Origin of the sequence: Mesoflavibacter sp., assembly GCF_964226795.1 — a bacterium.
In the GTDB taxonomy this organism is placed as follows: Bacteria; Bacteroidota; Bacteroidia; order Flavobacteriales; family Flavobacteriaceae; genus Mesoflavibacter; species Mesoflavibacter zeaxanthinifaciens.
Genome location: NZ_CAXQQP010000013.1, coordinates 62838 through 76089, shown reverse-complemented (window position 1 = coordinate 76089; position 13252 = coordinate 62838). Strand labels below are relative to the sequence as shown.

General features: G+C 31.6%; 11 protein-coding genes. 5 read left to right on the top strand and 6 right to left on the bottom strand.

The annotated features are described in order from the left end of the window. The first annotated feature begins 23 nt into the window (after positions 1-23). From ACEQT4_RS11785 to ACEQT4_RS11765, 5 genes are read left to right on the top strand one after another with little or no spacing between them, the layout of a single operon-like run. The gene (locus ACEQT4_RS11785; RefSeq protein WP_370227918.1) at positions 24-935 is read left to right on the top strand and encodes a MerR family transcriptional regulator; all 912 of its coding nucleotides are present in this window, start codon (positions 24-26) and stop codon (positions 933-935) included. Then, positions 925-2391 carry a phytoene desaturase family protein gene (locus tag ACEQT4_RS11780; RefSeq protein WP_370227916.1) on the top strand — a complete coding sequence of 489 codons (1467 nt, stop codon included), beginning with the start codon at positions 925-927 and terminating at the stop codon, positions 2389-2391. The genes ACEQT4_RS11785 and ACEQT4_RS11780 overlap by 11 nt, the downstream gene beginning before the upstream one ends. After that, positions 2388-3227 (top strand): phytoene/squalene synthase family protein, encoded by an 840-nt coding sequence (locus ACEQT4_RS11775; protein WP_106679614.1) that lies wholly within the window; start codon positions 2388-2390, stop codon positions 3225-3227. Before ACEQT4_RS11780 ends, ACEQT4_RS11775 begins: the two co-directional genes overlap by 4 nt. Positions 3228-3233: 6 nt before the next feature. Next, the gene (locus tag ACEQT4_RS11770; RefSeq protein WP_027879994.1) at positions 3234-3683 is read left to right on the top strand and encodes a sterol desaturase family protein; all 450 of its coding nucleotides are present in this window, start codon (positions 3234-3236) and stop codon (positions 3681-3683) included. Between the two features lie 5 nt (positions 3684-3688). Beyond that, entirely contained in the window at positions 3689-4828 is a 1140-nt protein-coding gene (locus ACEQT4_RS11765) for a lycopene cyclase family protein (protein ID WP_370227913.1), read from the top strand. Here the strand turns inward: ACEQT4_RS11765 and ACEQT4_RS11760 are convergent. The 6 genes from ACEQT4_RS11760 to ACEQT4_RS11735 all read right to left on the bottom strand — a co-directional run bounded on the left by ACEQT4_RS11760 (position 4825) and on the right by ACEQT4_RS11735 (position 13249). Further along, a complete protein-coding gene (locus ACEQT4_RS11760; RefSeq protein ID WP_370227911.1) occupies positions 4825-5391 on the bottom strand; it encodes a TlpA family protein disulfide reductase in 567 nt (188 codons plus the stop codon). The genes ACEQT4_RS11765 and ACEQT4_RS11760 overlap by 4 nt on opposite strands. Before the next feature lie 65 nt (positions 5392-5456). After that, positions 5457-7724, bottom strand: a complete 2268-nt coding sequence (locus ACEQT4_RS11755) for an aconitate hydratase (RefSeq protein ID WP_223076437.1) — start codon at positions 7722-7724, stop codon at positions 5457-5459. 224 nt (positions 7725-7948) lie between these two features. Further along, positions 7949-10729: a bifunctional aconitate hydratase 2/2-methylisocitrate dehydratase gene (locus ACEQT4_RS11750; RefSeq protein WP_370227909.1), complete on the bottom strand. Its 2781-nt coding sequence runs from the start codon at positions 10727-10729 to the stop codon at positions 7949-7951. A 230-nt stretch (positions 10730-10959) separates the two neighbouring features. Continuing rightward, entirely contained in the window at positions 10960-12081 is a 1122-nt protein-coding gene (locus tag ACEQT4_RS11745) for an acyltransferase family protein (RefSeq protein WP_370227907.1), read from the bottom strand. Positions 12082-12098: 17 nt separating this feature from the next. Further along, positions 12099-12287: a hypothetical protein gene (locus tag ACEQT4_RS11740; protein ID WP_244906288.1), complete on the bottom strand. Its 189-nt coding sequence runs from the start codon at positions 12285-12287 to the stop codon at positions 12099-12101. 8 nt (positions 12288-12295) lie between these two features. After that, positions 12296-13249: an AAA family ATPase gene (locus tag ACEQT4_RS11735; RefSeq protein ID WP_370227905.1), complete on the bottom strand. Its 954-nt coding sequence runs from the start codon at positions 13247-13249 to the stop codon at positions 12296-12298. Positions 13250-13252: the final 3 nt, after the last annotated feature.

Genomic DNA, 13252 nt, shown 5'->3' with positions numbered 1-13252 from the left:
TGTTTAATTATTTTTACAAAACAATGAACAGTATTAAAACAAACTTTAGTATTAAGGATCTCGAAAATCTTTCGGGAATAAAAGCGCATACCATAAGAATTTGGGAAAAACGCTACAACCTTTTTAAACCTAACAGAACTGATACCAATATTAGATATTACAGTACCGCTAGTCTTCAAAAAATATTAAATATTAGTTTTTTAAATAAAAACGGATACAAAATATCTAAAATAGCAAGTCTTGATGAAAACGAAATTTCTTCACTTGTAAAAGAAATAGCAGAAAGTAAAGATCCTAACAATCATTCTATAAATTTATTAAAATTGGCAATGATTAACTTTGATCAAAGCCTTTTTAATAAAACCTTCTACAAACTGGAGGAAGAAATGTCTTTTAAAACCATTTTTTTTGATGTTTTTATTCCACTTTTAGATCACATAGGATTATTATGGCAAACAGATACAATAACACCTGCTCACGAACATTTTGTTGTTGAAATTATTAAAAAGAAGATTTTAGTCGAAACAGAAAAAGCTTACAAGATTAATACACCCGACTTAAGTCAAAAACCATATGCTTTATTCTTACCAGATAATGAAATGCACGAGCTTGGTTTATTATTTACAAATTTAGAACTAACTTTAAAAGGTAAACATGTTATCTATTTAGGACAATCTGTCCCTGTTAAGAGTTTAGAGTTTTTACTAACAAAACATAAAGACATAACTTTTATTTCAAGTTTTACAGTAAGCCCAGAAAACGAAAACATAGAAGATTACTTAAATAGCTTTTCTAGCACTTTATTAAAAAACAATAAATGCAAACTTTTAGTATCAGGAAGACTATTAGGTACAAAGCCTAACATTTCTAACTCAAACATTAAAACTTTTGAGTCTACAAAAGACTTAATTGATCATATTAATAATGAAAAATAAAATAGCAATAATAGGTTCTGGGTTTTCTGCTTTATCTGCTGCATGTTATCTTGCTAAGGATGGATTTAATGTTTCAGTTTTTGAAAAAAATGATACTGTAGGAGGACGTTGTAGACAGTTTAAAAAAGATGGATTTACTTTTGATATGGGACCAAGCTGGTATTGGATGCCTGATATATTTGATAAGTTTTTTAATGATTTTGATAAAAAAACTTCAGATTTTTATCAGCTAGACAAGCTTTCTCCTGCGTATAAAATTTTCTTTAATGATGAAGTTATCACCATAGGAGATACAATGGAGAAAATTTGCGAAGAATTTGAACGCATAGAAAAAGGAAGCTCAATTCCACTTAAAAAATTTATAAATAAAGCTGCAGATAATTATAACATTGCCATTAACAAAATTGTGTTAAAACCAGGTGTTTCACCCTTAGAATTGGTAACTAAAGATACTGTTACTAGACTAGATCAATTTTTTAAAACAATAAGCAGTGATGTTAGACGCCAATTTAAAAACCCTAAACTAATATCTACTTTAGAGTTTCCTGTTCTGTTTTTAGGTGCAAAACCAAGTAATACACCTTCTTTTTATAGTTTTATGAATTACGCCGATTTTGGCTTAGGTACGTGGCACCCTAAAGGCGGAATGTATCAAATAATTCTTGCAATGAGACAACTTGCAGAAGAATTAGGTGTTACAATAAATGTAAACTCTAATGTTACTAATATTAATGTTGAAAATGGTACTTCTACATCAATTACTGTTAACGGTAAAACTTTAAAGTTTGATGTTGTTTTAAGCGGTGCAGATTATCATCACTCAGAAACGTTGTTAGATAGAAAATATAGACAGTATTCAGAAAAATATTGGAACAATAAAACCTTTGCTCCTTCTTCTCTCCTATTTTACGTAGGTTTTGATAAGAAATTGAAAAATGTAAACCATCATAACTTATTTTTTGATACCAACTTTGAAACGCATGCAGAAGATATTTACGATAATCCAAAATGGCCTAAAGAACCTCTATTTTATGCCAATTTCCCATCTGTAACAGATAACAGCATGGCGCCTAATGGTAAAGAAAATGGTTTTTTCTTAATACCAATCGCTCCTAACTTAGAAGATACACCACAATTAAGAGAGCAATATTTTGATATAATCATGTCTCGTTTTGAAAAATTAACTCAACAAGATGTTAAAAATAGTATTATCTTTAAAGAAAGCTTTTGTGTTAAAGATTTTATTGAAGCATATAATTCCTACAAAGGAAATGCATACGGAATGGCTAATACGCTAACGCAAACCGCTTTTCTAAGACCAAATTTAAAGAGTAAAAAAGTTAACAACCTCTACTTTACAGGACAATTAACTGTTCCTGGTCCAGGTGTGCCACCAGCACTTATATCTGGAAAATTAGTAGCAGAATTAATCCAAAAACACCACCAAAAACTATGAAAGCAATATTTGATTCTGTGTCGTACAATTGTAGTAAAGTTGTTACTACATCTTACAGCACTTCGTTTTCTTTAGCTACAAAAATGCTTGCAAAGTCTATCAGACAGGATATTTATAATATTTATGGTTTTGTGAGGTTTGCAGACGAGATTGTAGACACTTTTCATGATTATGATAAAGAAACTTTATTTAACAATTTTGAAAACGATTTAGAATTAGCTCTAAAAAACAAAATTAGCCTAAATCCAATATTAAATGCGTTTCAACATACGTATCACAAGCATAACATCGAAAAACATATGGTTGATGCTTTTATGAAAAGTATGCGTCTAGATTTATCTAAAACTAAATACACTACAGACCAAGAGTATAAAGATTATATTTATGGTTCTGCAGACGTAGTTGGACTAATGTGTTTAAAAGTCTTTGTTAAAGGAGATAATGATCAATACGAAAAACTTAAAGACACAGCAATGTCATTAGGTTCTGCTTTTCAAAAGGTGAATTTTTTACGCGACTTAAAAGCTGATCACGAATTACTTGATAGAACTTATTTCCCAAATACAGATTTAAATAATCTAACTGAAGAAGATAAACTATTCATCATTAATGATATTGAAAACGATTTTAAAAAAGGCTTAGAAGGTATAAAACAACTACCTATGGAGGCCAAATTTGGAGTATTTATGGCTTATAGATACTATCATCAGTTACTGGCAAAGCTTAAAAAAACACCAGCATTAGAAATTAAAAATACTAGAATAAGAGTACCAAACTACAAAAAGGCAGAACTTTTAACTAGAAGCTACGTAAAGTATCAGTTAAATTTATTATAATTAGACATGAAAACATTGTATTGGATATTAATATTTTTAGGCACATTTTCTATAATGGAATTTATGGCATGGTTTACACATAAATACATCATGCACGGCTTTTTATGGTCACTACATAAAGACCATCATCTAAAAGATCACGATAGCTGGTTTGAGCGTAATGATGCCTTTTTTATCTTTTATGCAATAGTAAGTATGACTTGCTTTTACTTATGGAGTTACGAAGATATTTGGTACACATTACCAATAGGCTTAGGCATTATGGCTTATGGCGCAGCTTACTTCTTAGTACACGATATATTTATCCATCAACGCTTTAAAATGTTTAGAAATGCTAATAATTGGTACGCACGTGGTGTTAGACGTGCACACAAAATACATCACAAACATATTGGCAAAGAAGATGGAGAAAACTTTGGTATGCTTGTCGTACCATTTAAGTACTTCAAAAAATAGACTAAATGTCTCAAAAACATTATGATTATATCATAGTTGGCAATGGTTTAGCTGGACTTCAATTAGCCTTAGCTTTTGCCAAGGATTCATATTTTAATCATAAATCCATTGCTTTAATAGACGCTTCTACTAAAACTGAAAATGATAAAACTTGGAGTTTTTGGGAACAAAACAATAGCACTTTTAGTCATTTAGCTTACCAATCCTGGCAACATGCAACTATCTATGCAGAAAACCAAAAAATAAGCTTAAATCTAAATCCTTATACTTATAAATCTATACGTGCAATAGACTTTTATGCGGAAGCTAAAGCTCAACTCAATCAGCAAGACAATATTACATTTTTGGTGGAAACCGTGACTTCGGTTAAAGAAAAAGAAATAGTTGAAGTCACAACCAAAACAAACAACTATACGACAAATCATGTTTTTGATAGTCGGATTCCAGACGCGTTTTTTAAAGATGAAAAAGCCACAACTTTAATACAACATTTTAAAGGCTGGATTATAGAAGCTGAAAGCGATGTTTTTAATGAAAACAGCTTAACAATGATGGATTATCGATTAAAAGATAATAATCAAACAACCTTTATGTATGTGTTACCGCATACAAAAAATAAAGCGTTAGTCGAATTCACATATTTTACAGAAAATATTGTAGAAAGTGACCACTACGACAGCTATTTAAAGCAATATATTTCAGAATATTTAAACATTAATAATTATAATATTGTCGAAACTGAAGTTGGTCAAATACCAATGACAACTTTCAATTTTCAATCGTTTAATACATCCAAAATCACTAAAATTGGTACAGCTGGCGGTTGGGTAAAACCTTCAACGGGATATTCTTTTAAACTCACAGAAAAAAGAGTTGCAAAAATTATTGAGAATATAAAAACCAATCAACCAACCACAAACGGATTTTTTAAAAACAAGTATAAATTTTACGACAAAGTATTTTTACAAGTTTTAAAAGATAATAATGAAAAAGGTGAATGGGTTTTTAATCAATTTTACAGTAAAAATAGCACACCAACCATGTTTAAATTTTTAGATGAAGAGTCTTCACTTCTTGAAGATATTAAAATTATGTGGTCGTTATTTAGTTTTAGTTTTATTAAAGCTTTTTTTAAAACGCTTTAATCGTTTAAAAGCTTATCTAAAGTTGCTCTAACTTTATCTCCGTTCCAATTAGCAACTCCTGTTTTATCAATAACAATCTTACCGTTTTTATCAATTAAAAAAGTACGTGGTATACTTGACACTTCAAAATCTGGATGATTTGACATTGGATAATACACCTCTAAACTATAACCATTTTTGGTCAAAAATGCTTTCACTTTTTCGCTATCATCATTGGTTACAAATAAGAATTCAACTTTATCATTATAATCGCTATAAAGTTGATCTAAGTCAGGCATTTCTGCAATACATGGCGGACACCAAGTTGCCCAAAAATTAATAAATATTACTTTATTTTTAGCTGAAGAAAAGTCGTAAATATTACCGTTAATATCTTGTAAAGTCCATTGGTAAGTTTGCAGCTGGATTCGTTCATCTTCATCTTCTATACTAGGAGAAAATACAGACAAGCCTTTTTGTAATTGGATTTGTATAAACTGTCTTGATTGCGGAATTATCATTAACACAATAAATAACCCAAACAGAATATTACTTAAAGATAATTTTGGTTTAACAGATTTCATTTTTAAATAGATGAAACAAAAAACTCCTGAATATTCAGGAGTTTTTTATTACTTGATTAAATAAACTATGCGTTTTGAGCTGCAATTAAATTTAAAGCAGAACCTGCTTTATACCATTCTATTTGAGCTTCGTTATACGTATGATTTACTTTAATAGTGTCTTTACTTCCGTCTGAATGTACGACTTCAATATGAAGTGGTTTATTAGGCGCAAATTCATTTAAATCTAAGAAGTTAAATGTATCATCTTCTTGTATTAAATCGTAATCTGCTTCATTATCAAACGTTAAACCTAACATACCTTGCTTTTTAAGGTTTGTTTCGTGTATACGTGCAAAAGATTTTACAATTACAGCAGCAACACCTAAATGACGAGGTTCCATTGCAGCATGCTCTCGTGAAGAACCTTCACCGTAATTATGATCACCAACTACAACCGTCCAAATACCTTCTTTTTTGTATTCGCGTTGTGTATCTGGTACGCCGCCATATTCCCCAGTTAATTGGTTTTTAACAAAGTTAGTTTTCTTATTGTAAGCATTTACTGCACCAATTAAACAGTTGTTAGAAATATTATCTAAGTGACCTCTAAAACGTAACCAAGGTCCAGCCATACTAATATGGTCTGTGGTACATTTTCCAAAAGCTTTAATTAATAATTTAGCACCTGTTATTGAATCACCTATTGGTGTAAATGGTGTTAATAATTGTAATCTTTCAGAATCTTCTGCAACTTTAACAACAACGCTACTACCATCTTCTCTTGGTTCTAAATAACCGTTTTCTTTAACTTCAAAACCTTTTGGTGGTAATTCCCATCCAGTTGGTTCGTCTAACATCACTTCTTCTCCATCTTCATTAATTAATTTATCTGTCATTGGATTAAAGTCCAAACGACCAGCAATTGCTATAGCTGCTGTTAATTCTGGAGACGCCACAAAAGCATGTGTATTTGGATTACCATCTGCTCGCTTAGCAAAGTTTCTATTAAACGAGTGAACTATACTATTTTTTGGTGCATTTTTAGGATCGCTATATCTAGCCCATTGACCAATACATGGTCCACAAGCATTAGTAAATATTGTAGCATCCAATTTTTCAAAGATTTCTAAAATACCATCTCGTTCTGTAGTATATCTTACTTGCTCAGAACCAGGATTGATACCAAATTCTGCTTTAGTTTTTAGCTTTTTATCTAATGCTTGCTGCGCAATAGATGACGCTCTTGATAAATCTTCGTAAGACGAATTTGTACAAGAACCAATTAATCCCCATTCTACTTGTAAAGGCCAATCGTTATCTGTTGCTTTTTTAGTCATTTCTTTACCAGCTGGAGTAGATAAATCTGGTGTAAATGGTCCGTTTAATAATGGATTTAATTCAGATAAATTAATTTCAATCACTTGATCAAAATATTGTTCTGGATTAGCATACACTTCAGGATCTGCTGTTAAGTATTCACGCACTTTATTTGCTGCATCTGCTACATCGGATCTATCTGTTGCACGTAAATAACGCTCCATAGAATCGTCATATCCAAAAGTAGAAGTAGTTGCTCCTATTTCTGCTCCCATATTACAAATGGTTCCTTTTCCTGTACAAGACATAGATGTTGCTCCAGGACCAAAATACTCTACAATTGCACCAGTACCACCTTTTACGGTTAATATTTCGGCAACTTTTAAAATAACGTCTTTTGGCGCTGTCCAACCAGATAACTTACCTGTTAGTTTAACACCTATTAACTTAGGAAATTTAAGTTCCCAAGCCATTCCTGCCATTACGTCTACAGCATCTGCACCACCAACACCAATAGCTACCATACCTAATCCACCAGCGTTAACGGTATGAGAATCTGTACCAATCATCATTCCTCCAGGAAACGCATAATTCTCTAATACCACTTGGTGAATAATACCTGCTCCTGGTTTCCAGAAGCCAATACCATATTTATTAGAAACTGATTCTAAAAATTCAAAAACCTCTTTACTTACATCGTTTGCATGCTTTAAATCTTTTTCTGCACCATCTTTAGCCTGAATTAAATGATCACAATGCACCGTAGTTGGTACAGCTACTTTATCTTTACCGGCTTGCATAAATTGCAATAATGCCATTTGTGCTGTTGCGTCTTGACAAGCAATTCTATCTGGTGCAAAATCTACATAATCTTTACCTCTTGTGAAAGCTGTTTTTGGTGTTCCGTCCCAAAGGTGATTGTATAAAATCTTTTCAGAAAGTGTTAAAGGTTTACCTACAACGTCACGAGCAGCATCTACTCGTTCTGCCATTTGGCTATATACCTTTTTAATCATGTCAATATCAAATGCCATAAGTTTTGTTTTTTTTGTTTGTCTTAAATTTATTAAAAAAAATGATATGATTTGAGTCCAAATACTATCATTTTTATAGATTTTTAATTTAATAAAATTCTTTCATTTTTATCATAAGAAAAGGTTAATAATACCAATTACCACTTAATTTCACTATTTAATTGAAAAGCAAAAAAAAGCTCGAATTGAAAATTCGAGCTTTTGAATATAAGTTATTATGACTATTACGCCATTACTAATTGCTTTTGAGATGGTTTGAATTTAGTTAATACAATACCATCTACTGCAGCTTCGTATTCTTCCATAGTTGGTGTACGACCAAGAATAGTTGATAATACTACAACTGGTGTTGATGATAATAATGATTCCCCTTTTTTACCATCGGCATCTTTTACAACACGACCTTGGAATAAACGTGTAGATGTTGCCATTACTGTATCTCCAGGTTCAGCTTTTTCTTGATTACCCATACAAAGGTTACAACCAGGACGCTCTAAATACAACATGTTTTCGTATTTAGTACGTGCAGCTGCTTTTGGTGCGTCATCGTTAAACTCGAATCCTGAGTACTTTTGTAATACTTCCCAATCACCTTCAGCTTTTAATTCATCAACAATATTGTATGTTGGTGGCGCTACAACTAATGGTGCTTTAAATTCTACTTTACCATGTTGAGCTTCGATATTTTTTAGCATTTGCGCTAAAATTTTCATATCACCTTTATGTACCATACAAGATCCAACGAAACCTAAATCTACTTTTTTAGTTCCGCCATAGTAAGATAATGGTCTAATGGTATCGTGTGTATAACGTCTTGAAGGATCTTCGTTGTTTACATCTGGATCTGCGATCATTGGTTCTGCGATTTCATCTAAATCGATAACCACTTCTGCATAATATTTAGCATCTGCATCTGGCTTTAATGCTGGCTTAGCACCAGATTTAAGCTCTTCTATTCTGTTGTTTGCTTTATCTACTAAACCTTGTAGCATTTGCTTTTCGTTATCCATACCTTTTTTAATCATGATTTGGATACGATCTCTAGCAATTTCTAAAGATTCGATTAATGTTTCTTCTTCAGAAATACAGATAGACGCTTTCGCTTTCATCTCTGCAGTCCAATCTGTAAATGTAAAGGCTTGATCTGATGTTAACGTACCAATGTGTACTTCAATAACACGACCTTGGAATACGTTTTCGCCATCAAATTGCTTTAACATTTGTTGTTGCGTTGCATGTACCACATCACGGAAATCCATGAAGCTTCTCATGTTACCTTTAAACGTTACTTTTACAGACTCAGGAATTGGCATTGTAGCTTCACCAGTTGCTAAAGCCAATGCTACAGTACCAGAATCGGCACCAAAAGCAACACCTTTAGACATACGTGTGTGCGAATCTCCACCAATAATGATATCCCAATCGTCTACCGTAATATCATTTAATACTTTATGAATTACATCTGTCATTGCGTGATAATGACCTTTTGGATCACGACCAGTAATTAAACCGAAATCGTTCATAAACTTCATTAAACGCGGAATGTTAGCTTTTGATTTATCGTCCCAAACTGAAGCTGTATGACAACCAGATTGGTAACCAGCATCTACAATTGGTGAAATTACCGTAGCTGCCATCATTTCTAATTCTTGAGACGTCATTAAACCTGTAGTATCTTGAGAACCTACAATGTTTACTTCTACACGAACGTTAGATCCAGCGTGTAATGTTTTTCCTGGTGTCGTACCAACAGCGTTTTTATTAAAGATTTTTTCTACTGCTGTTAACCCTTGGTTTTCTACAGTAATTTCTTTAGATGCTGCGTACACTTGAGGAATTTCGATACCTAAAGCTTTACAAGCAAAGGTTTGTAATTTTTTACCAAAAACCACAGCGTAAGATCCTCCAGCTTTGATAAACTCCATTTTTTGTGGTGTTAATGCAGTTGAAATATCTTTAAGCTCTTGATCTCCGTTATATAATTTTTTCTCTTTTGTATTAATTGTTAAAACCGTACCTGTTTTTACAGAATAAACCTCTTTTAAAATTGGCTCGCCATCTGCATCTACAACTGTGTTACCGTTTTCGTCTTTTTGTTTTACCCAGTTTTTAAGGTCAATTCCAATTCCTCCTGTTACGCCAACTGTAGTTAAGAAGATTGGTGCAATACCATTTGTTCCTGCGATTACTGGTGCAATATTGATAAATGGTACATAAGGTGACGAAGGAATTCCTGTCCATAATGCCACGTTATTTACACCAGACATACGAGATGATCCTACACCCATTGTTCCTTTTTCTGCAATAAGCATAATACGTTTATCTGGATGTTGCTCTTTTAAAGCTAACACTTCTTGTTGCATATCTTTGTTATGTTCAAAGATAGATTGACCATGTAACTCACGATCTGATCTTGAATGCGCATCTGCACCTGGAGATAATAAATCTGTTGAAATATCACCTACACCAGCAACATAAGTTACTACTTGAATTTCTTCTTGAACTTCAGGAAGTTTTGTAAAAAATTCTGCTTGTGCATAACTCTCGATTATCTCTTTAGCAATCGGGTTACCAGCTTTCATTGCTTGTTCTAAACGCTCGGTATCTGCTTCGTATAAAAATACTTGTGTTTTTAATACTTTAGCTGCAGCTTCAGCAATTGCTTTATCTTCACCTAAAGCTAAATCTAAAAGTACTTCTACAGATGGGCCACCTTTCATGTGAGATAATTGCTCGAAAGCAAATTCTGAAGTAATTTCTTCTACTTTAGTTTCACCTAAAATAATTTCTTTTAAAAAGTCTGCTTTTACACGTGCAGCACTTGTAGTACCTGGTAAAACGTTATATATAAAAAAGTTTAAAGAATCTTTTCTATGCTCGTTATTTTCATCTTTTATTTGCGCTATAATTTCGCTTAATAATTCTGCGCCATCAATAGGCTTTGGATGTAATCCTTGAAGTTTACGAGCTTCAATTTCTTTAAGGTAGTCGTTGTAAGTATTCATATAAATATATTCAGTGTTAGTTATACTGAAAATTGCAATTATAGAATAGGCAATTTAAAGTTTTGCAAAAGTAAGAAATCTTAAAGAAGATAGAAAATGTATAACAAAAAGAGAGAAATACTAAATTATTTTCAATATATAATCAAAATTTAATGTAATTTTTATAATAACAATAATTTGAACAGCTTTAAAATAATAAATTAACAATATTATGCTTAATAAGGAAGTTGTTATTTATTTAGATTGTCTCTAAATTCTATGATAGGACGCTCAAAATAAGCATATAAAATATACGACAATACAAAAGAGGCACTCCAAAAAATTATTAGAATAATTAATTTGAAAAGGATTGAACATTGCTCTAGACTAACAAAATGTTTTAGAGTTAATAACACTATAGAATAATTAACTAAATACAATGAATATGACCATAAACTTATTTTGGTCACAAAATTTACTTGTTTGGTTTTCCAAGTTGAAAACACAGGAAAAAACAATAAAATACTTATTGAAACTAATGGTAAATACCAAACATTGAAAAAGAAAGAAAACTGATTAGGTTGCAACTGATTTTTATAAATAAAATAATGTAGTCCTAAAAATAATACACTACCAAATCCAAAGCTAAACCATTTGGTTTTAGACCAAAATTTAGCATAGTAATAGCTAATAAATGCACCTAAAAATCCAAAGTAAATACTATCAATTCTGGTAAAAACTACTTTACGTAACGAATGACTCCAATTAAAATCATGAGGAATATTTGTATGACTATAGTGAAATATTAGCTTATTTACAATGAAGTACATTATCACCAAAGTAGTCATTAATAAAAACATCCATTTATTAGGCTTTTTAAAGATTAAAGCAAAAAGCATTAATAATATTGGTCCTATTAGATAAGCAAATTCCTCAATTGTTAAACTCCAAGATTCTGTGAAAAAATCAGGCATTTCTTCAAAGACATTTTGAAGAAAAAAGAAATATTTATACAACTGGTTTGGGATTTCATTTTTATAAAAAAAAGCTAACCCAATATTTATTAGTAAAATTAGGTAGTAATTAGGTAATGTACGCAACCAACGTCTTATCCAAAACTGTAAGAAATGTTTAGGTTTAGTTCGATTACTTTCTATGTGCTTTATAAGAATTGTGCCTATTAAAAACCCGCTTAAGACAAAGAATATGTCTACTCCAATTGTACCAAAAAACTGGATAAATCTTAGTCCTGTAGCTTCAGAATTTGGAAACAATAAAATTGTAGAGTGTGAACAAAGTATAAGTAAAATAGCGACTGCTCTTACAACATCTAAACCAAAAACACGGTTTTTATATGTTGTTATCGCTTTCAAAATATAGTAAAGAGTTTTTAGTACTTATTGCGGTAAATCTTAATTAGTACAATAATAGCATAAAAAAGTGCAGCAAACTCTACAAAAGTCCCGATGGTTAAAATTACATTTCCGTATGGCCAATGTTGTATTTTAAATAATGCGCCAACAATTGTTAATCCAAAACCAAGGAGTAATAAAATTAAAGGGATTAAAAACTTTTTCAAACTCATGGTTAAAATAAATCTTTAATTATTTCTTCTATAGTAATACCTTCTGCTTCTGCTTTGTAATTTTTAATCATTCTATGACGTAAAATACTAGTTGCAACAGCTTGTACATTTTCTATATCTGGTGAAAACTTACCATTTACAGCAGCGTGTGTTTTTGCTGCTAAAATTAAATTTTGTGATGCTCTTGGTCCTGCGCCCCAATCTACGTATTGCTTTACTAAGTCTGAAGCTGCATTGCTATTTGGTCTTGTTTTACCAACCATTTTTACAGCATATTCTATAACATTATCTGCAACAGGTATACGTCTAATTAATTGCTGAAAATCTGTAATTTCTTGTGCTGTAAATAGTGCATTTACTGTTGGTTTGGCATCTGTTGTTGTTGCTTTTACCACTTGCACTTCTTCTTCAAAAGTTGGATATTCTAAATTAATAGCAAACATAAAACGGTCTAATTGTGCTTCTGGTAATGGATAGGTTCCTTCTTGCTCAATTGGGTTTTGTGTTGCTAACACAAAATATGGTAAGTCTAATTTGTAATGATGCCCAGAAACAGTTACTGCTCTTTCTTGCATCGCTTCTAAAAGTGCTGCTTGTGTTTTTGGTGGTGTACGGTTAATCTCGTCTGCTAGAATAATATTAGAAAATATTGGTCCTTTAATAAATTTAAACTGTCTATTTTCATCTAAAATTTCGCTACCTAAAATATCACTTGGCATCAAATCTGGCGTAAACTGAATGCGTTTAAAATCTAATCCTAATGCTTGAGAAATAGTATTAACCATTAATGTTTTTGCTAATCCTGGAACACCTATTAATAAGGCATGACCACCAGAAAATATAGAAATTAATATTTGGTTAACTACATCGTCTTGACCAACGATTACTTTGGCTACTTCTTGTTTTAAGCTATTATATTTTGAGACTAGATTTTTTACTGCAGTTACGTCTGACATGTA

What these genes read in the sequence shown, in the direction of transcription:
- ACEQT4_RS11785 (WP_370227918.1), top strand. Translation starts at nt 24, where the DNA reads ATGAACAGTATTAAAACAAACTTTAGTATTAAGGATCTCGAAAATCTT.
- ACEQT4_RS11780 (WP_370227916.1), top strand. Translation starts at nt 925, where the DNA reads ATGAAAAATAAAATAGCAATAATAGGTTCTGGGTTTTCTGCTTTATCT.
- ACEQT4_RS11775 (WP_106679614.1), top strand. Translation starts at nt 2,388, where the DNA reads ATGAAAGCAATATTTGATTCTGTGTCGTACAATTGTAGTAAAGTTGTT.
- ACEQT4_RS11770 (WP_027879994.1), top strand. Translation starts at nt 3,234, where the DNA reads ATGAAAACATTGTATTGGATATTAATATTTTTAGGCACATTTTCTATA.
- ACEQT4_RS11765 (WP_370227913.1), top strand. Translation starts at nt 3,689, where the DNA reads ATGTCTCAAAAACATTATGATTATATCATAGTTGGCAATGGTTTAGCT.
- ACEQT4_RS11760 (WP_370227911.1), bottom strand. Translation starts at nt 5,391, where the DNA reads ATGAAATCTGTTAAACCAAAATTATCTTTAAGTAATATTCTGTTTGGG.
- ACEQT4_RS11755 (WP_223076437.1), bottom strand. Translation starts at nt 7,724, where the DNA reads ATGGCATTTGATATTGACATGATTAAAAAGGTATATAGCCAAATGGCA.
- ACEQT4_RS11750 (WP_370227909.1), bottom strand. Translation starts at nt 10,729, where the DNA reads ATGAATACTTACAACGACTACCTTAAAGAAATTGAAGCTCGTAAACTT.
- ACEQT4_RS11735 (WP_370227905.1), bottom strand. Translation starts at nt 13,249, where the DNA reads ATGTCAGACGTAACTGCAGTAAAAAATCTAGTCTCAAAATATAATAGC.